The organism is Anabaena sp. AL93, from assembly GCF_001672085.1.
In the GTDB taxonomy this organism is placed as follows: Bacteria; Cyanobacteriota; Cyanobacteriia; order Cyanobacteriales; family Nostocaceae; genus Dolichospermum; species Dolichospermum heterosporum.
In genome coordinates, this window is sequence record NZ_LJOU01000001.1 from 50,706 (window position 1) to 69,590 (window position 18,885).

17 protein-coding genes, 1 pseudogene and 1 CRISPR repeat array are annotated in these 18,885 nt (G+C 38.9%); of the genes and pseudogenes, 11 read left to right on the forward strand and 7 right to left on the reverse strand.

What is annotated here, in order from left to right; genetic code table 11:
* The first annotated feature begins 293 nt into the window (after positions 1 to 293).
* Positions 294 to 1,061 carry a peptidoglycan-binding domain-containing protein gene (locus AN486_RS00305; protein ID WP_168636612.1) on the forward strand — a complete coding sequence of 256 codons (768 nt, stop codon included), beginning with the start codon at positions 294 to 296 and terminating at the stop codon, positions 1,059 to 1,061.
* 130 nt (positions 1,062 to 1,191) lie between these two features.
* On the forward strand, positions 1,192 to 1,545 hold the full coding sequence (locus AN486_RS00310; RefSeq protein ID WP_168636611.1) for a phage holin family protein: 354 nt from the start codon (positions 1,192 to 1,194) through the stop codon (positions 1,543 to 1,545).
* An 11-nt stretch (positions 1,546 to 1,556) separates the two neighbouring features.
* Here AN486_RS00310 and AN486_RS00315 read toward each other — a convergent pair whose 3' ends face one another.
* A complete protein-coding gene (locus AN486_RS00315; RefSeq protein WP_234413230.1) occupies positions 1,557 to 1,973 on the reverse strand; it encodes a cobalamin biosynthesis protein in 417 nt (138 codons plus the stop codon).
* Positions 1,974 to 2,114: 141 nt separating this feature from the next.
* Positions 2,115 to 2,327 carry a sulfur carrier protein ThiS gene (gene thiS / locus AN486_RS00320; RefSeq protein ID WP_168636610.1) on the reverse strand — a complete coding sequence of 71 codons (213 nt, stop codon included), beginning with the start codon at positions 2,325 to 2,327 and terminating at the stop codon, positions 2,115 to 2,117.
* A gap of 60 nt (positions 2,328 to 2,387) precedes the next feature.
* On the opposite strand from thiS, the gene AN486_RS00325 reads away from it, so the two are divergent.
* Positions 2,388 to 2,534, forward strand: coding sequence for a hypothetical protein (locus tag AN486_RS00325; protein WP_290598550.1), 147 nt, complete (start codon positions 2,388 to 2,390; stop codon positions 2,532 to 2,534).
* Between the two features lie 75 nt (positions 2,535 to 2,609).
* On the opposite strand, the gene AN486_RS00330 is transcribed toward AN486_RS00325, so the two are convergent.
* On the reverse strand, positions 2,610 to 2,876 hold the full coding sequence (locus tag AN486_RS00330) for a hypothetical protein (RefSeq protein WP_290598552.1): 267 nt from the start codon (positions 2,874 to 2,876) through the stop codon (positions 2,610 to 2,612).
* A gap of 121 nt (positions 2,877 to 2,997) precedes the next feature.
* The gene (locus AN486_RS00335; protein WP_053540378.1) at positions 2,998 to 4,035 is read right to left on the reverse strand and encodes a thiamine phosphate synthase; all 1,038 of its coding nucleotides are present in this window, start codon (positions 4,033 to 4,035) and stop codon (positions 2,998 to 3,000) included.
* A gap of 355 nt (positions 4,036 to 4,390) precedes the next feature.
* Here AN486_RS00335 and AN486_RS00340 point away from each other — a divergent pair, with 355 nt between their 5' ends.
* On the forward strand, positions 4,391 to 5,818 hold the full coding sequence (locus AN486_RS00340) for a DUF1565 domain-containing protein (RefSeq protein ID WP_234413425.1): 1,428 nt from the start codon (positions 4,391 to 4,393) through the stop codon (positions 5,816 to 5,818).
* 77 nt (positions 5,819 to 5,895) lie between these two features.
* Here AN486_RS00340 and AN486_RS00345 read toward each other — a convergent pair whose 3' ends face one another.
* The 3 genes from AN486_RS00345 to AN486_RS00355 all read right to left on the reverse strand — a co-directional run bounded on the left by AN486_RS00345 (position 5,896) and on the right by AN486_RS00355 (position 10,351).
* Complete coding sequence (locus AN486_RS00345) at positions 5,896 to 6,609, reverse strand: hypothetical protein (protein WP_233455537.1); 714 nt, start codon at positions 6,607 to 6,609, stop codon at positions 5,896 to 5,898.
* Between the two features lie 96 nt (positions 6,610 to 6,705).
* Complete coding sequence (locus AN486_RS00350; protein ID WP_290598555.1) at positions 6,706 to 8,793, reverse strand: S-layer homology domain-containing protein; 2,088 nt, start codon at positions 8,791 to 8,793, stop codon at positions 6,706 to 6,708.
* A gap of 370 nt (positions 8,794 to 9,163) precedes the next feature.
* Positions 9,164 to 10,351, reverse strand: a complete 1,188-nt coding sequence (locus AN486_RS00355; RefSeq protein ID WP_039203888.1) for a WYL domain-containing protein — start codon at positions 10,349 to 10,351, stop codon at positions 9,164 to 9,166.
* A 278-nt stretch (positions 10,352 to 10,629) separates the two neighbouring features.
* On the opposite strand from AN486_RS00355, the pseudogene csx18 reads away from it, so the two are divergent.
* From csx18 to cmr4, 7 genes and pseudogenes are all read left to right on the forward strand, one after another.
* Positions 10,630 to 10,800, forward strand: a pseudogene (gene csx18 / locus AN486_RS00360) (CRISPR-associated protein Csx18); the annotation flags it as partial.
* 17 nt (positions 10,801 to 10,817) lie between these two features.
* Positions 10,818 to 11,033, forward strand: coding sequence for a hypothetical protein (locus AN486_RS00365; RefSeq protein ID WP_081424284.1), 216 nt, complete (start codon positions 10,818 to 10,820; stop codon positions 11,031 to 11,033).
* A 290-nt stretch (positions 11,034 to 11,323) separates the two neighbouring features.
* Entirely contained in the window at positions 11,324 to 12,316 is a 993-nt protein-coding gene (gene cas1 / locus AN486_RS00370) for a CRISPR-associated endonuclease Cas1 (RefSeq protein ID WP_290598560.1), read from the forward strand.
* 144 nt (positions 12,317 to 12,460) lie between these two features.
* The gene (cas2, locus tag AN486_RS00375) at positions 12,461 to 12,742 is read left to right on the forward strand and encodes a CRISPR-associated endonuclease Cas2 (protein ID WP_039203883.1); all 282 of its coding nucleotides are present in this window, start codon (positions 12,461 to 12,463) and stop codon (positions 12,740 to 12,742) included.
* Between the two features lie 207 nt (positions 12,743 to 12,949).
* Positions 12,950 to 13,581: a CRISPR direct-repeat array (repeat unit 36 nt; unit sequence ATTCCCACTCGCTGGGGATATTAATTGAATGGAAAC).
* A gap of 307 nt (positions 13,582 to 13,888) precedes the next feature.
* Positions 13,889 to 16,882, forward strand: a complete 2,994-nt coding sequence (gene cas10, locus AN486_RS00380; protein WP_290598563.1) for a type III-B CRISPR-associated protein Cas10/Cmr2 — start codon at positions 13,889 to 13,891, stop codon at positions 16,880 to 16,882.
* On the forward strand, positions 16,882 to 18,030 hold the full coding sequence (locus AN486_RS00385; RefSeq protein ID WP_290598565.1) for a type III-B CRISPR module-associated Cmr3 family protein: 1,149 nt from the start codon (positions 16,882 to 16,884) through the stop codon (positions 18,028 to 18,030). Before cas10 ends, AN486_RS00385 begins: the two co-directional genes overlap by 1 nt.
* Positions 18,027 to 18,803 (forward strand): type III-B CRISPR module RAMP protein Cmr4, encoded by a 777-nt coding sequence (gene cmr4 / locus AN486_RS00390; RefSeq protein ID WP_168636604.1) that lies wholly within the window; start codon positions 18,027 to 18,029, stop codon positions 18,801 to 18,803. Before AN486_RS00385 ends, cmr4 begins: the two co-directional genes overlap by 4 nt.
* Positions 18,804 to 18,885: the final 82 nt, after the last annotated feature.

Below are 18,885 nucleotides of genomic sequence, written 5' to 3' on the forward strand. Positions count from 1 at the left end.
GTGAGACAGAATTAATTACACAATGTCATTGCGTTAGCGCAGCGTGGCGTTAGCCATATGGAACGAAGTGAAATCAAGCAATTCCAAGGGTTGTGATTGCTTCCCTTCGCTCGCAATGACTGTAAATATTTTTGTCCAATTACTTACTAGGTTGGGTTGACGCAAGAAAACCCAACCTAGTAAAATCCTGGAAATATGCGGTGATGTTTGATCTTCATGCCCAAAAAATTAACAACTAACAAAGCGATCGCAATAGGTGTAAGATCAGCATCAGAAAATTATACAAAAGTTGTATGAAAAATACTTTGATAGCTAGTATTCCCAACATGGGCGCAAATTCTTGGTATTGCTTAATCTTGTTAACCACAACACCCGCCTTAATTACTTCCACTGGGTTCATTTCCACAGCCACACCACTCAAAATTGTCCAAGTTAACACAGACATTAAAATTAATCGTCCGTCCCTGAACATGGGTAGTCAAGGTGAACGAGTTACCGAACTTCAAGCCGCTTTAAAACTTTTAGGCTTTTACGCGGGCGCTGTAGATGGTAAATATCAACAAAGTACAGTCATTGCCGTTGCCCAATTTCAACAAGCTGCCAGTTTAAACCCCACTGGTAATGTAGATAATATCACATGGCAAAAACTATTTCCCAGCCCCTCAACTATTACCGCTACCACAGCCAAACCTGCCAGTAGTTTTACAACTGTTCCCACCCAACCGGTAAGAGTTACAAAACCACAAATTACCAAACGCCCAACCACCAAAAATCCACAAAATACCAGCATTCAACCCACTCCTCCCCATCAACAAATGCCCGGTATCCAATATACTGACGAAGGATGGCCAATTTTGCGTTTACCCATGAGTGGTACAGAAGTGATTAAATTGCAAAAACAACTACAAAACTTGGGGTTCTTAAATGGTAAAATAGACGGATATTTCGGACTATCCACAGAAACCGCAGTCAAAGCTGCACAAGTTCGTTATGGCTTAAAACCTGACGGTGTAGTCGGTGGTGGTACATGGAAAGTTTTCTTAAAACGCACTTCCCAATAAGTAGGTGAACACAATAAAAACAAACTGTGTAAAGAAACGTAAAATCGCCCAAACCCTCTTGCCTCTTGCCTCTTGCCTTTTGCTTTGCCATAACGACAATTTTCAACGCCAACCTACTTAACATTAAACTATGAAGCACTTTATTTTAACTTGGCTTGGTACTGCGGTAGCATTGTTAATTACCTCTAAAATTGTCCCCGGAATTATTCTCACGAGTTTTACTGCTGCCTTAATTGCCGCTGTTATCATTGGTTTAGTAAATGCCATTGTCCGGCCAATTTTGCAGATTTTAGCATTTCCCATTACCTTAATAACTTTAGGTTTATTTACCCTTGTAATTAATGGTTTAACTCTATGGTTTGCTAGTGCGATAACTCCCGGTTATGGTTTTGAAATTCGGGGTTTTATTCCTGCTTTTTTAGGTTCAATTGTTTTATCAATTGTCTCTGGTATTATTAACCAAATAGTTAATATGCTTGACTAAATATTTAGTTTCTAATCACTTTTAGCCACAGCTACTGTGACTGCTCCCATTTCCCCTGATAATCGAAAAATCTGTTTAGGAACTAATAATATTATTTTCGCAGATGTGATTTTCGAGACTGCCAGCATAGCCGAAGCCTCAGCTACGCTAGATGTTTCCACAAACTTAGTAATACTATGATTAGGATGGGGAACAAGGACACTATTTAAAAGTTCAGCACTAAAGACTTTCAAAAGTAACTGTTCTGAGTTACAAAATTCTACTAAACCAATTTCTGAGGCTTTCTTATCAATAGTTGCAATTCCAGATATTTCACTATATATAAGTTGGTATTCTTGAAAAACCTGTTTAATTGCAGTATTAATTAGGTTCTGAGAAACTCCCTTTTGACAACCAATTCCTACCCATAACAATTTTTTGTCTGTCACATTATGCACTTTGTTTTGTAATATTGAGTATCCCGCAAATAAGAACTAATTAGCTTAAAATCTGCCGATTTGTAATCCTTAAAATACGGAAAACCTATCATTGCTGGTTATATAGTCCTGAATCTATTCCTGCTTGTTGAACTAACCACCACCAACTATTGTGACTACTTCTAAGCGATCGCCATTTTTGATTTGAGTTTCTGTCCAAAATTGACGATGTAATATTTCACCGTTGTATTCTACTGCGATTAAGCGCAGATTAAAACCCAACTGTTGCAGTAATTCTGGTAAAGCAGTTGGGGATACACAATTTCGCGTTTCTCCATTGACTTGGAGATGAATTTGATTGGACATAAATAAAAACTTTGAATTTAGGAATTATAAAAATTATAGGAGTTTGGGTTACATTTATAGTTGACGGCGATTATAAATCGCTACTACCGCTACTACACAAACGAAGTCCACCTACGTAGACCAATGAAAAATCAAGGGTTTCAGGGTTTTGACCAAGGTATTGTCATGGTAAAGGTGGATAAGCAAGATGAGCAAAAAGTTCAATAACTTTAGGGGTGAGTGGATCTGCAATAAAATATTTGATACACACGCTGGTATCTAATACGCATCTAAAAGTAGTAGTCATCTGTCCCGATCTGCTCTAATCATTTCTGTACTATCTGGTAATCCAAAATCGGCAGGATTTAAGCGCCGACGATTGCGACTTTCCTCTAGGACTTTTAGAACATTTTGACGACGTTGTGTTTCTGTTTGCTGTTGTTTTTCCTGTAAGGCTTTATGTAATAGTGTCACAACTTGAGATTCTATGGAATCATTTTCAGATTCAGCTAATTTTTGTAGTTCTTGATATAGTTGATCGGGTAAAGTGATGACATTAAAATTATTCATCTGTCAAACTCCCAAGGTTATTTATTAATAATGGTAACACGATATATTAAGGACCACACTTCATCGTTAAAGATAGGGGGGAGTGTGAACAGTTACCATAATTACTGTCAACATTCCTGATTTATTTAATTCGGTGCAGTTGCGAAAGAAAATACTGAGTTGACAATGTAGGTTGATCTGATTCGATAAGCGATCGCACTACAGCTACCCGTTGCGCTCCTGCATTCATCACATCATTCAAATTACTCATATCTATTCCCCCAATCGCAAACCAGGGAATTTGACAATTTTGGGATACATATTTCACATATTCTAAACCCGCTGCGGCTTTACCCGCTTTCGTCGGTGTTTCATACACAGGTCCCACACCAATATAATCCGCACCTTCGGCAATTGCCCCTTGCATTTCTTGAGGATTTGTGGTAGAGCGTCCGATAATACGCTGAGTTCCTAGTAATTGACGCGCTATAGCAATGGGCATATCCTGTTGTCCCAAATGGACACCATCAGCGTCCACAGCCAAAGCCAAATCCACCCGATCATTAATAATGAATAAAGCACCGTAATGGTGACATAATTCCCGCAGTCTTGTCGCCCGTTCTAGGCGGACTAAATCATCAGCAGTCTTTTCCCGATACTGTAACAGAGTTAAACCACCTTGAAGAGCCGCTTCGGCAATGGCGAATAAGTTATCTGTGGGAGATGTTACTAGATATAAATGCGATCGCCATAATAACTGATGACGCTGATAACCCATCAAATTACTTTCTAGGGTATAAACCTGATAACGCATTTGTTTACAAGCTATCCCCATATTTCCATGATAAAGTTTGCCATATTCTTCTAATACACGCAATGCTTCTTGCACACGGCAAAAATTAGCCTGTAATAGCGATGTAATATCAGCCCTTTGTTCCTCTTGGGGGTGACTTAAATCCGTTCCTGTATCACCCGGTGTATCGCGGGCTGCGCGGATTTCTGCCGTATGCCAAGCACCCAACTCTTGGCGCAAGTGTTTACATATACCTGAAAACTGGGCATTATTTAAACCAAACCGACACCACTCTTCAATAATTCGCAAACCCTCACGAGCGCGATCCAAATTAGCATCTAAAATGCGATAAACAGTTTGTTGTGTGTGACTATGGGCTGAAACCATTACAAAACCTCATTTTTAATGTTTTTATAGTAATAGCCAGCTTGATTCATATTTTAATATTTTGATTATTAAATATTTGCTAACTAATCGCGGTCAATTTGTCAAGATACAAGTAACATCATGGACATACTACTATATAAATAGTATAAAAATTGATTGTATAGCAGTTGCCAGATAGCTGTTGATATCCAGTCTCAGATCCAAATAGACTTTCAGTGTTGTTACTATAAGTTTCAGAGGAGTTTTAGAAACAATGATAATCCCCCAAAAATCTGTGAACACCCTGCATAACTCCCTGAGTTGCTCAATTCTGAGTTTAACAGTTGGTTTAGGAGTGACGAGTACAATACTCTTGATGACAAGTGTAAGTAGTGTATTTGCTCAAGTTCCGACGGTCGGCGAACAAATACTTCAAGGTGAAAAAACAATTTCTCAGATTAACCAGTCATTTGTCAACCCCAGTACAGGAAATGACAAAACAGGTAATGGTAGTATCAGCGCACCTTGGCGGACAATTAGCCAAGCCTTGGAAGCATCACCATCCAATAGTGTAATTATCCTCTCTTCTGGTACATATAGCGCCCAAAGTGGAGAAGTATTTCCTTTAATTTTGAAACCAGGTATAGCCATTCAGGGCAATATTAACAATAAAGGCCAAACTGTGACAATTACTGGTGGTGGCGAATTTCTCAGTCGCAAGTTTGGTGGTCAAAATGTGACTATTGTTGGTGCTAACCAAGCTAGTTTGAGTGGTGTTACCGTTACTAATACCAATCCTCGTGGTTATGGACTATGGATTGAATCCAGTAACATTGTAGTTCGGGAAAGTACCTTTACTAATAATACCCAAGACGGAATTGCGATCGCTGGTGATGGCACACCCAGTATTAGTAAAAATGTTTTTGTTCGCAATGGTGCTAATGGCATAACTATTTCTGGGAATGCTCGCCCCGAAATCAGGGAAAATATCTTTCAAGAAACTGGTTTTGGGATTAATATTGCCCAAAATGCGTCTCCGGTGGTGGTAGCTAACCAAATTCAGAATAACAGATCAGGGATTATTATCCAAGCCAATGCTACACCGATGTTAAGGAATAATTTTATTCAAAATAACAGAGAAGATGGTCTAGTTGTAATTGCCCAAGCTAAACCAGATTTAGGTAGTAGTTATGACCCAGGCAAGAATATCTTTCGCAATAATGGTCGTCTTGACATCAATGCCAAAGCTGCTAAATTGGTAATTTCTGCGGCTGGAAATAATTTGGTTAGCGATCGCATCAGCGGTAATGTGGATTTGAAAGGTACAACCGCATCTACAGACAGAATTTCTGGTACTAATCCTTCACTAACACCAAGTTCAGTCCGCAAACCTATCACTTTTACTCCCTCTCAAAGAACGGTAACACCCTTAAAAGTTCAACCTGTTGCCAATCCCAATCAATTACCATCATTACCCAATAATTTAGCGGATTCCCCTCGGTTTAATTATACCCAACTTGATTCGGGCGCTATTGAATTTGTCGCCCCTCAAGCAGCTATTGTATCAAACCCCGAAATGTCTACGGCTACTGGTCAAAATGTCAGTTACCGGGTGTTAGTGATGGTTGCCAATAAGCAGCAAGAGAATTTAGTCGTTTCTCTAGTTAATGATGCTTTTCCCAAGGTTTGGCAAGGTCGTAGGGTGATGCAGGTGGGAATTTTCAATAGTCAAGAAAGTGCCGCTAAAGCAGTAAACCTCTTTAATAGCAAAGGGTTAAAATCAGTGGTTGAGACTGTGAAGTAATGGGTAATGGGTAATGGGTAATGGGTAATGGGTAACAACTGACCACTGACCACTGACAACTGACAACTAACAACTGACTAAAATGCCAACTCCAATCTTTCACTGGTCATGGATTTGAGTTTGGAGGTGAAGGATTCGGTGCGATCGCTCTTTTGGGGCATAAACTGACCAATAGGAGGATGATTGGCTGTTGCTGTGAGCATTAACTGTTGGGCAGGTGGGGGTGAAATTTCCTCAATAACTTGCTTTTGTCTGATATTTCCGGTTAATTGCCCAAAAGAAGGCACTGGGGCTAGGCTTTTTGGAGCATAGTCTCGGTTTTCTTCTATTGGCTGTAAATTCTTATTTATTTGATACTTATAACTCACTGGAGCAGGTAATAAACGAAGATTTTTATATTCTTCCATCCTGATTTCCTGTTTAGTGGGTGGTAAAACTTGTAGAGGCGCAGAAGTGAGCCGTTCAGGGAATTTGCTACAAATCATGCGCTCAAATTCCATATTGAAATGGTAGGTTGTCTCGCCCTTTCGTCGCCAAAAGTTCAAGATTTGCTGTACAGATACGGCTTTATAACGACCTTGATACAAAGCTTCGATAACTGCTAAGTGTAACCAATGCAGGGGATATTCAGATTGCCATTGGTTAATCAACTCACTGGCATTGTATCCGTTGAGATCAAAGCTGTAGTGAGTTAATAACTTAGCTGCTAGTTCCGCAGGAGGTGCGAAAGTTTGAGTGACCGGGGCTGTTGTTAACATGGGCTGTGAGTTATAGGCAATAGGTATAAACATTGCACCCATCGCATCTAGTCTAACGTACTTTTGGCTACATTAGTGTTTTTTTTCACCAGCAGCAAAAATTATAGGCAGTGTTTTCTATTCTACTTGTCAATTGCTGATATGCAAAACAATATATGGTGAGTTAATAACTTTTGTGCGTTGACTAGTGACTAATGCCTGATACACCATTGCAGCAACTTCAGCACGGGTGGCTTCTCTGGTTGGTGCTAGTAAATTGGGGTCGGGATAATTAACAATAATTTTTTGCTGGGTGGCGATGGTGACGGCTGTGCGGGCGTATTCGGGAATTTTCTCTTGGTCAATGTAGGTCAGGGTTTTTTGATCACTTGCCACAAGTCCCAGTCCGTTGACTAGGGAGACGATGACTTGCAGCCGTTGGACGTTTTGGGTAGGACGGAAGGTGCGATCGCTAAATCCGCCCACAAAACCGCCTCTGGCTGCGATTTCAATGGCGTTAGCTGCCCAAAAATCCTTGGCTATATCTGTAAATTCTGGGGACGGACGTTTGGCTGGGGGATTAAAGGCGGCAGCAATTAAAGCTGTATATTGAGCGCGGCTCATGGCTTGATCTGGTTGGTATGTGCCATCAGCAAAACCCTGGGTTAAGTTCATACTAACTAATGCCCGAATAAATGGTTCTGCCCAATGACCAACAATATCGGAAAAAGAGGGAATCTCTGTCTCTGGTTTGACAATATAGGCGGAGGGTAGGGGATTTTCTTGACCGGTGGCGACTAATGCCTGATAAATTAGGACTGCGATTTCCGCGCGGGTAATTTCCCGCAGTGGTTCTAATTGATCTGGTTGGGGATAATTGACGACTAATAGTTTTTGCGTAGCTACGGTGGTGGCATTGGTAGCGTAGCTGGGAATTTGGGCGCGATCGCGGTATACCATTAAGACGTTAGGATTACCACCACTCAAGTTTAAACCGTTGACAATGGAGACTATTGCTTGAATTTTGGTGATGTTATTTCCGGGTCGAAATGTACCATCGGGAAAGCCTTTCAAAAAGCCTCTATCGGACGCACTGGCTATGGCTTTGGCAGCCCAAAAGTCGGATTTGACATCTTTGAATTTATCTAGTTGATTACTTTCTGGTAGTTGGAATGTTTTGGTGATTAAGGCTGCGTATTGGGCGCGGTTAACAGGTGTGGCTGGTTGAAAAGTGCCGTCGGGAAAACCGTTAATAATATCTTTACTGACTAAGGCTTCGACGAAGGCTGCCGCCCAATGTCCTTCTAAATCAGCAAATCTACTGCTAACTCCAATTTGACTGGGGGTGTCAGCGGTAGCAGCGATGAAATCTATTGCCCCAATTACCTGGGGAACACTTAATTGATTACCGACGGAGATAATTTTTTGATCTGTGACATTTTGTAAATCGAATTTACCCTGTTCTCGAAAAATGTTGTCGGCTGGGTCTTGGGGACTGCCTAAATCGGGAGTGGCATTACCGGCGATTAACAGACCGCCTTGGGTATTGCTGGTGATCAGATTTCGCCGTAATACTGGTTTAGCATCACGAGATAGGGCGATCGCTGTCCCATTGGCTAAAAGTTGGTTATTGGCGACTAAAGGGGCGGCAAAGTCACTAATGGCTATGCCTAAAGCATTATCTTGAAATACATTCCGCAGCACTTCTCCTTTGCTATTCTTGGCTATGACCAACCCACAGACTTTGTTATTAATAAATAAATTATCCACAATCCCCGGTTTGCTATTGCCGGTAATGAAGATGCCTTCTCTAGTACAATCCTTAAATGTACTATTAGCTACAGTCGGTATTGATGATTCAATCCACGCCCCAGTCCCTTTAGCGGCAGGATTCATCACTGTCATACCTAAAAGACTAGCATCACCTAGTAAGAGTAATGTAATATTCTGTATTCCAAAACTAGAGCTTTGATATTCCCCACTGCCGGCAATAATCGTTTCCTGACCTTTATTTGCTTCATTTCCTACTACTAATACTCCCGGTGCAATGACTAAGGGAAATACTTCACCATTGGCTGTGCTGTAAGTTCCACTGGCTAACTGAATAATTGTTGATGTTTTCGCTTGTTTAAGGGCGCGGGTAATGGTTTTGAGGGGATCAGAACGAGAACCAGTATTAGCATCGTTTCCTGTCACAGGATTAACATAGAGTGTGGCAACAAGACTAGAATTAACCATAAATTTTTAAACGAGCAGGGTTTTAATGGTGACATCCATAATTAACCATATTTTTAGCACAATCAGGAAGAAGGAAGAGGTTTTGGGCAACTTTACTTTTTGTTACATATTTCAGTTTTTTCCGGTTTATCTACTTAAGGGACTTCCAATTAAAAAAATCCCCAAAAGTTTCTTGTGGTGCGGGCATCTTGCCCGCTAATTACCAAGGACAGGCAGGATGCCCATCCCACGAGATTGGATTATCTTTTTTGTGGAGTTCTCTAAGTAGGTGAACACAATAAAACCAAACTGTGTAAAGAAACGTAAAATCGCTGCAAACTTCTTTACTCTTGCCTCTTGCCTTGCTATAACGACAATTTTCAACGCCAACCTACCTATCTCCATGAAAATAGCGGTCAAATAAAGCTTGTGCAGATTGGCGGTGTTGTTCCACTAATTGAGGAGGGGACAACATTTCTGCTTTGTCCATATAACGATAAACCCAGCGGCTAAATTCATTTAAAGACCGAGGTGGTAAATCTACAGCATATTCTATATAAGTATGTTGCCCAGTTTTATCAATCAATCCAGTGGTAATTTTTTGATGAGGATGACGACGCTCTCCTTCCAAAATAAATGCTGATACTGGCGGAAAAAACCGGACTTTCACATTAATTAAGTTGAGAGTTCCATCTAATTCTAATTTTTGCGGTTCTGGTTCACCTAAATTTAAACCCCAGCCATTTTCTAGTAACTTATATGCTTTAACTAAACTTTCTTTTTGTTTTTCTAAACCCCTGGGCAAGATTTTAATAAAAATACAATGATTATTAAAACGGTTTAATCTTCCTATGGCTAAATGTCCATTTTCACAATATTCATACAGTAAATACCAAGCAATATCATGGTAAATTAATTGTAGGGGAAAAATCTGTATCCGTCCAATCCGATTAAAACCATAAAAGTCATTACTCCGAGAAATTTCAATGGCTTCTCCCTTACTAATAGCTTTTTCTAATAATGGTAATTTATGAAATAGTGTATCGCGGGTTTCTCCCTGAATTACCATTTCTTCTGGGTCGGTATGAATAATAGCCCGGTTAAGATGTTGCCGAGTAGGATAAAAAAAATCACCCTTGAGTTCCATATCTAACCCACGTAATCTTTTACTAAGAGTTTCATGAATGCGTCTAGCTTGGGCATCACCTTGATATTGAGCTTGAGAGGCTAAAGCATTAAATGCTACTTTTAATTCTGCGATAGAAAGCGCACCAGTACCTAAATAATATCCCCAACGATACATCCGCCGATCAAGGATAGCGTAACGTCTGAGGGTTTCTAAATCTTTGCGTAATGTCGGAATTGCTGGATATTCTGCGGGTAATTCTATATCCAATTCTGCTGCTAATTTTTGCAGATATACTTTCACAGAACTAATTGCATCATGATTCTCATTGTTACTGAGATCAAAAAAATCAGGACTACCTATACCTGGATGTTTTAATAATGTAGCAATTAACAGCAGTAAGCGTTCAAACGCTAACCGTTCTGTGTAAGGATGAGTAGGTTTTTTAGGCATGGTAAAGGAATCACTGGCAGGAATTTATAGTAAATTAATCTCAGTGCAAAAAGAAAATATTTAGAATGCTAATAAAAATTGGCTGTAAGCATTGTCAATATTGCTTTAGGGAAGATAACTATAATAATTTAGTTTATAACCTTTTTCTAGCTTTTGGCTAATTCTGCGGTTATGGTAGTCAATAGACTTCTCCGGTAAAGTAGAGACGTTCCATGGAACGTCTCTACTTTACCGGAGAAGTCTAATATCATTACTTTGAAGTCAGTCTTTTTAGCACCATGTATATTTCCCGACGTTCTGCCACTGTCAGAAATGTTTCTATATCTACTGTTAATGGTGGTATTACTTTAGTGATTTTGTTGATTGCACCTTTAGGTTTAGCAGCAGTAATTATCAATACTATGTTAGTCGCTGTTGCTACTTATATAGTTGCCAGTGCAGCCGATAAGTAGGTTGGCGTTGAAAATTGTCGTTATGGCAAGGCAAAAGGCAAGAGGCAAGAGGCAAGAGTGAAGAGGGTTTGGGCGATTTTACGTTTCTTTACACAGTTTGGTTTTATTGTGTTCACCTACTTAGAGTTGTTTTGTGGTTAGAACCGGAACAGAATGCAGAATTAACATCTTCTGGAAACGGTGAATATCGTTCTCCCAAGAAATCTAATTTACAACGTTGGTGGCGTTAATAATGTAAGTTGCTAGTTAGGTAAATTGTCAGAACCAGGATGTCCAGGATTAAAGGATGAACAGGATGAAATTTCTGTTTTCATCACCAATTAAGTAGGTTAGCCTTGAAAATCGTCGTTATGGCAAGGCAAGAGGCAAAAGGCAAGAGGCAAGAGTGAAGAGGGTTTGGGCGATTTTACTTTTCTTTACACAGATTGGTTTTATTGTGTTCACCAATTACCTATTACCAATTACCCATTACCAGCTTCAACGAGATAACTAGCAACTTGAGTTAATAATTGATAATTTCATGCAAACTCTTTATGTTTCTGAGCAGAATTGCTATGTGTGTTTACAAAAAGAAACTTTGCTAGTTAAGCAAGGGGAAACTGTATATGCTGAAGTCCAGTTACCTCTGTTAGAGCAAATTCTGATCTTTGGGAAATCCCAATTAACCACCCAAGTTATTCGTGCTTGTTTATGGCGAGATATTCCTATTGCTTACTTATCACGCATGGGTTATTGCTATGGCAGAATTTTACCCATTTCTAGGGGATATCGGCAGTTATCACGTTATCAACAACAATTATCTCCTGTAGAAAAGTTGATTACTGCTAGGGCTATGATTAAAGGTAAGTTAAAAAATAGTAGGGTGTTGTTGCGAAGACAAAGGAAAAAAAAGGAATCGGAGCTTTTAGAACGGGTTTTACAAAGTTTAGATTATCTAGCTGACCAAGTAGCACAGGCTGATAATTTAGAACGGTTAATGGGGTTTGAAGGTGCTGGTGCGGCTCAATATTTTTCAGCTTTTAGTGAATGTTTAACAAATCCTGATTTTGTGTTTTCCGGTCGGAGTCGTCGTCCTCCAGGAAACCCAGTGAATGCCATGCTCAGTTTTGGTTATCAAGTTCTTTGGAATCATTTATTAGCGTTAATTGAAATTCAAGGATTAGACCCTTATTATGCCTGTTTACATCAGGCTCATGATGGTCATGCGGCATTAGCTTCTGATTTAATTGAGGAGTTTCGCGCCCCATTTATAGATTCTTTAGTGATGTGGTTAATTAATCGCAAAATCGTTAGTGCTGAATCTGATTTTGAGTTTAAAAATGGTGGCTGTTATTTGAATGATGCGGGAAGGAAGAAATTTCTTCGGGCGTTTTTACAAAGGATGTCTGAAGAAATACAAACTGATGAGGGAATTAAACAACCAAAATGGGATTTATTAACTAAACAGGTGAGGGCTTTTAAGCAGTTTGTTTACAATCCTAGTCATCATTATCAACCCTATCGAATTGACTAAAATTATATTAAGTAGGTGAACACAATAAAACCAAAGTGTGTAAAGAAAAGTAAAATCGCCCAAAGCTTCTTCACTCTTGCCTCTTGCCTCTTGCCTCTTGCCTCTTGCCTTCCCATAACGACAATTTTCAATGCTAACCTACTTATGTTTTTGTATGTGATTGCTTATGATATTCCCTGTAATAAACGGCGCAAAAAAGTAGCTGATTTATTGGAAGGTTATGGACAGCGTGTACAGTATTCTGTGTTTGAATGTCAATTGAGTACAGAAAAATATCAAGATTTACGTCGTCAGTTGAGGAAAAAATTGAAGTTAGAAGAGGATAATGTCAGGTTTTATCCTTTGTCTCGACATACTCTATCTCAAGTGGAAACTTGGGGTGTGGGAATACCTGTGATTGAACCACCTAGTTCAATTATCATTTAGTTGTTGCCGATAGCGCAGCGTGGCGTTAGCTATGGTTTAGATAAAATGGCTGAAGTGTTGATTTTATGGTTGTGAACTTCGGTTGCTTATTGGATAAGGGTTACGCGGTTTTTAATGGTAGTTTTATGGGCTGGTTGGCGGTGGTTTTTGCTGACCTTCGGAAAGTGGGTCTAGACTCCTTACCCAGTAAGGGTTTAAAATGAAGGGATTCCCACTCGCTGGGGATATTAATTGAATGGAAACACTTTCAATAGTGTCACTAACTTGAGTACAAGCTCCAGGATATTCCCACTCGCTGGGGATATTAATTGAATGGAAACACTAAACAGTCTGTAATTCCCTCAAAATCAATGTGATCATATTCCCACTCGCTGGGGATATTAATTGAATGGAAACATCTAAAAACTGCTTTTTGTATTTTTCTTTATATTCCCACTCGCTGGGGATATTAATTGAATGGAAACTATCCCATACTTATCTAACGACGGTCAATAGTAATATTCCCACTCGCTGGGGATATTAATTGAATGGAAACTTGTTAGTAGTCAGTATTTACCCACGTTCTCAATGTTTTTGGATCATTCCCACTCGCTGGGGATATTAATTGAATGGAAACTCTTGTGTTATTGAAATTTGCGATCGCGCTTTTACAAAATTCCCACTCGCTGGGGATATTAATTGAATGGAAACTAAACTGAATTCTAGCGATTAGATCGTTTTTGACAGCGATTTATTCCCACTCGCTGGGGATATTAATTGAATGGAAACTCGTAGGTAAGCCTACCGCGGTGCGTTTCGTCTTTATTCCCACTCGCTGGGGATATTAATTGAATGGAAACAGGGGAGGGAGGCGATCATCAGGAGTATATATAAATACATAATAAAATATTTACTGATATTTTGAGAATCAGTAAATTGTAACTATCAATGTTTGGTAAGGGAAACGCTGTAACTTGATAGCTGCATAAACAATAACCCATGTCAAAGACAAGAAAATATTTGTAATAAAACTCTCAAAGTGAGGAAAAGCTTACAGAGTAAGAGTTAGAGAAAACCTTACAAAAATCTTGAGATATTTTAGATTCCTAGACAAATACTGAATCGCGCTCTTATAATTCATCTATAAGCTACACAGGGGATCTACCGATGACGGCAGAATATTGGCGGGCTAAGATTTGGGGGTTACTACATGACCCTGTATTAAAGGCATTACATGACAACACAGGACGGGGTAAAAATAGCTTCTATGAACAGTTAGAAGTAATGAAACCTTGGGTTGAGACAGGTAGAACCCCTGATCAATCAGGTGGTAAAGCATTAGCAAATATATTGTTAGCGGATTATATAGCCTCAGCTAGTGACAGATCCGCTATAGGTAGCACTACAGCTTCTATTAACTATGCTCCCGGTGATAACCATGACAAAGGGCTACAAATTACTCATTTATTATCAGGTGCAAAACAAGACTTCAAAATTAAACTACACACAGAACTTATAAAATCTAAACGTAAAGAATATTTAGAAAACAAAGAAAAACAACTACTTGCATTTGTACCCCCAGAATTACAAGATCCAAGTATTAAAGATAATATTCCCAAAATCAAACAATTATATTGGTGGTTATGGCGTTGTTTACCTCAAGCAACCTGTAATTTATTTGAAGATTCTTCATTAATGTTAATGCCAGCAGAAACCCGCATTCCTGATGCTTCCATTTGGAGTCATGTGAGTATGACAGCAGCTTTAGCCGGTGGATTTGCAGGATATGATTTAACATTAGATGAAATTAAAAATTGGCCAAGAGGAAAAGAAGTTTCTCATCCTTATTTAGCAGTATTCAGTTTTAGTCCGGTACAGGAACTAATTAAAGCCAGTCGGAAAATGCGCGACTTTTGGGCAGGTTCTTGGTTACTGCATTATCTCTCAGCCAAAGTTTGTTGGGTACTAGCAAATCAGTATGGACCGGATGCGTTACTTTATCCCAGTCTTTATCAACAACCATTAATTGACCATTGGTTATTACAAAAATATCCAGAATTTAAGGATTTGATAAAAACACCATCACCACAATCATTATTAACCGCAGGCTTTCCTAACGTTATAGTCTTAGTGTTGCCGAAAGATAAGGTTCAAGCTGCCATGCAGACAGCCCAGCAAACGCTGTTGGAAGAATGGTTAAAAATTGGGGATTTAGTATTTAATGAATTGCATGATCAGCGGCATTGGATGAAACAGTTAAAATCCAATCATACTACCTGGAAAGGTTGGTTAAAATCCCAATGGCAATTTTACTGGACAGCATTACCCATTGGTAAACTTGGGGAAGAGTTTAAATGTTCTGCTGATGAAAAGAAACATTCAGAATTTGAAAAATGGTCAGATTCTCAAAACGAAGCCTATAATATAATAAACAATCAGAATCGGCTTTTTAAAGAGAAAGAGTTAGAATTATTACGAGAAGCCCATAAACAACGTTGGGAAAGACAAAGCCGAGGTTTTAGTGCTAATATTGGTTCATGGTGGGGTTATATATTCGATGCTACCCGTGCTAGTTTAGCCTCTGTTAAAAATGCTAGAAACTGGGAAATGCCCACAGCCTTTGGACCACGTTCTACAATTTCTGGTATTGGTCCTGTTGTTAATCCTGGTAAAGACGGAAAAGACTGGATGACAGAAGGTGAAACTCAGAATTATTGGCAACGACAAGCAGGTTTATTTGATGGTACAGAACAGCTAAATGCTACAGAAGTTCTCAAACGTGGATTACACAAAATTCTACCTGACTTATTGGGAATAAAGGATTTAGAAATTTCCTATCCAGACTTAACATCTGGTGTGGCTGGGTATTTAAAAGTTAATCAAGACAAAACTGAACATAAACGCAATTTTGATAATGCTTGTCGAGAAATAGGATCTAAATTTGATGAAATTACAAGAATACTTCCCGAAATGCGAGATAAATGGGGTATTCCTTGGATGGATGAGAAAAAGAATCCTCAACAATATCATCCCCGCTTACTTAATGCTGGTTGGATATTAGAATATTTAGACAACAGTGAGGAACTAAAAGAAGAATACACCAAAGAAATTAATGAAAGCATTAGTAAATATTATCCCAGTAATAACCCATCAAATTGGTATGTATTAGCAGCCGGTGATGGTGATGGCATGAGTGAATGGTTAAAGGGAACAAAGATGAAAACATATCGTGATTATATTCCCGATGGTTTTGCAGAAAAAGTAACCCTCACAAAATTCCCAGACTTCCTAGAACTGACTAAAAGAATGGGACCTAGCACCCACAGCGCATTAAGTCGGGCATTATTAGACTTCTCTAATCAATTAGTTCCTTACCTCACTCAAACCCGCTATGCAGGTAAACTAATTTACGGTGGTGGTGATGATGTTTTAGCCTATACGAACCTCTGGGAATGGGATAAATGGTTGTGGGATATCCGCCAATGTTTTAGAGGTGCTGAAGACCCCCATGAAGAGTTTAGTAATAAGGGTGATTATTGGCAATATTTAAAAGATGATGGTAAAAAAGTTGGTTTAGTTGATCGTCCATTATTTACAATGGGTAGCGCAGCCACAATTAGTTTTGGTATCGTAATTGCCCATCATTCAGTACCGTTGGCAATAGCTTTAGAAAGCCTGTGGGAAGCGGAAGACGCAGCGAAAAAACACGAATATCATCATAGTTGCCTTATACCAACTGAAAAACATGATACAAAAGTCTGTTTTAATAAAAAAGACGCTGTACAAGTGCGGGTACTTTACGGAAACGGAAATACCTTAAAATCTACTGCTAAATTCGATGTTTTTTCTGAATGGCAGCAATTAATCACAAATGATTTAGAAAGTTCCATATTTGAACAAGCTGCGAGTTTATGGAGTCAACACCCCGCACCGAGTTTAGAAGCTATTGTACCTTGGAGCAAGGCATTTTGCGATCGCCGTGACCAATTCCAAAACAACAAACCCGCGAAAACACAGTTTCAAGAAAACCTAGCTAATTTTCTCAAAGCGTTATTCCTGACCACCCAAAGCAAAGAACTAGACAACGAAATTCAAAGTTGGCTGAAACTTGCGGCATTTGTGAAACGTAACCGTGATATCAAACTAGGAGGTGCTAATTAATGTACTGGTACAAACTCACACCACTAGATATATTGATGTTACGAGATGCCAAACCATTTTCACCACAAGAAAGGGCTTGGGCCGGTAGTGTATTTCCTCCCAATGGTCATACTATTGCTGGGGCATTACGGGGTTTATTAGGAAAAGAAACATTTAATATAGTTGGTCCGTTCCTCTGCTATGAAAACACAGAAAACACCCTATATCTTCCGCGTCCCTTGGGGTTTGTGAAATCTACAGCCCTTGTCCCTTTGAAATGGGAAACCAAATCTCATATAAATAATGCCTTGTGGGATGAAACTCAACCTTGTCCTTTAGTTAAACCTCATAATGCTAAAGATGAAGATGAGGAAGATGAGAAAGATGAGGAGAAAATAAATAGTTTACAGAAATGTGAAGAAAGTTCTGAGGTAAAATTTAGACAATATTTACCTTATTGTGTTGTTAAGAACTATTTAGAAACAGGAGAAATTAATAAAGACAATTGGAAGGTAGTTGATGGTACTCACGAAGACAAACCCTGGACAATAGAAACCCGTTCTCATAATAGTATTGAACCCGGAACTAAACAAGTCAAAGATGCCGATGGGTACTTTGTGGAAAATGCTATTAGACTACATCAAAATTGGAGTTTTGCTATAGGAATTAATCACGAAATTACAACACCTGCTACAATCAGATTAGGAGGAGAAGGACACAGAGTAATTGTAGAATCTTGTCCAGAATTGGGGGAGCAATGGCAAGAATTACAGAAGATTTCCAGTGATAATTTTAATCATCATGATAAATCAATTGCTTATTTAGTTACCCCAGGGGTTTTTGAAAGACCACATACAGATAAGCACCAACAAAGAATGAATTTATGTCGTCCTTATCCTTGGGAATGGAAAATCAAAGATGGTAATTTTGTGAGTATGTCCACAGATAGACCAGTCCCAATCAGTTGTAGAATCAGGGATAAAGATGATGTAAAAAGTATTCCTGCACCCCAGGTTTTTGCAGCACCACCGGGGAGTTTATACTATTTGAATAAACCTCAAGGATTGTTTCAGGATCATACTGATTCTCGGATCAATAACTGGAGACAACTGGGTTATTCGGAAATGTTGTGGATTAAATATCAAGGAAAAAGTGAAGAAAATTCATGATTGAATACATCTATTTATATCTATTGTCACCATTACATACAGGCGGCACAACTCAAGAAGGTAACTTGCTAGGAATTGCCCGTGAATCACATACTAATTTACCTTACATTCCGTCCAGTACAGTTCGTGGTAAAGTTCGGTCAACTGTCACAGACAAAGATACACAATATCAACTATTTGGCAATGACTTAAAAGATGGCAAATTAGAACAAGGTAATATTTGGATTGGTGATGCTTCTATATTATGGTTGCCAGTACCTTCATTAAGTCATAGTGTAGTTTGGGTTAGTTGTCCTCTCTTATTACAACGTTGGCAACGTTTACAGAGTAGTAAATTAACTATACCTCCTGAATATAGCTGTAACTTTGCTAATGGTTCTGCTGTTTATCTCAAAGATGCAATTATTAAAGGTAATGAATTAAAATCTTGGACAAACTCAGAAGAATTTGTACCAAAATCATCAGCAACAACTTCTATAAATCGTTTATTAATTTTACCAGATAAACATTGTGCTACATTAATTCAAATGAGTTTATGGCGACAAGTAAAAATTAAACTTGATGAACATAAATCTGTAGATGGTGGTTTCCGTTATGAAGAAGCAATTCCACCGGATACACTTATGTATTTACCTTGGGGAATTACATCACAAGCTAATGGTACATCACAAAAATCTTACGATGATTTCAAAAGTTTATTAGCCGCTAATGAAATTTTGCAGATTGGTGGGCAAGAAAGTTTAGGACGTGGATTTGTCCAACAATGGATGTAAACTTCTAAAGAGAATTAGAAAATTTGTCTGAATCAGGATATCCAGGATTTCAGGATTTACAGGATGAAAACAATAATTTTCT

Coding starts and splice junctions, on each gene's coding strand:
- AN486_RS00305 (WP_168636612.1), top strand. CDS start 294: ATGAAAAATACTTTGATAGCTAGTATTCCCAACATGGGCGCAAATTCT.
- AN486_RS00310 (WP_168636611.1), top strand. CDS start 1,192: ATGAAGCACTTTATTTTAACTTGGCTTGGTACTGCGGTAGCATTGTTA.
- thiS (WP_168636610.1), bottom strand. CDS start 2,327: ATGTCCAATCAAATTCATCTCCAAGTCAATGGAGAAACGCGAAATTGT.
- AN486_RS00330 (WP_290598552.1), bottom strand. CDS start 2,876: ATGAATAATTTTAATGTCATCACTTTACCCGATCAACTATATCAAGAA.
- AN486_RS00335 (WP_053540378.1), bottom strand. CDS start 4,035: ATGGTTTCAGCCCATAGTCACACACAACAAACTGTTTATCGCATTTTA.
- AN486_RS00340 (WP_234413425.1), top strand. CDS start 4,391: ATGACAAGTGTAAGTAGTGTATTTGCTCAAGTTCCGACGGTCGGCGAA.
- AN486_RS00345 (WP_233455537.1), bottom strand. CDS start 6,609: ATGTTTATACCTATTGCCTATAACTCACAGCCCATGTTAACAACAGCC.
- AN486_RS00350 (WP_290598555.1), bottom strand. CDS start 8,793: ATGGTTAATTCTAGTCTTGTTGCCACACTCTATGTTAATCCTGTGACA.
- AN486_RS00355 (WP_039203888.1), bottom strand. CDS start 10,351: ATGCCTAAAAAACCTACTCATCCTTACACAGAACGGTTAGCGTTTGAA.
- cas1 (WP_290598560.1), top strand. CDS start 11,324: ATGCAAACTCTTTATGTTTCTGAGCAGAATTGCTATGTGTGTTTACAA.
- cas2 (WP_039203883.1), top strand. CDS start 12,461: ATGTTTTTGTATGTGATTGCTTATGATATTCCCTGTAATAAACGGCGC.
- cas10 (WP_290598563.1), top strand. CDS start 13,889: ATGACGGCAGAATATTGGCGGGCTAAGATTTGGGGGTTACTACATGAC.
- AN486_RS00385 (WP_290598565.1), top strand. CDS start 16,882: ATGTACTGGTACAAACTCACACCACTAGATATATTGATGTTACGAGAT.
- cmr4 (WP_168636604.1), top strand. CDS start 18,027: ATGATTGAATACATCTATTTATATCTATTGTCACCATTACATACAGGC.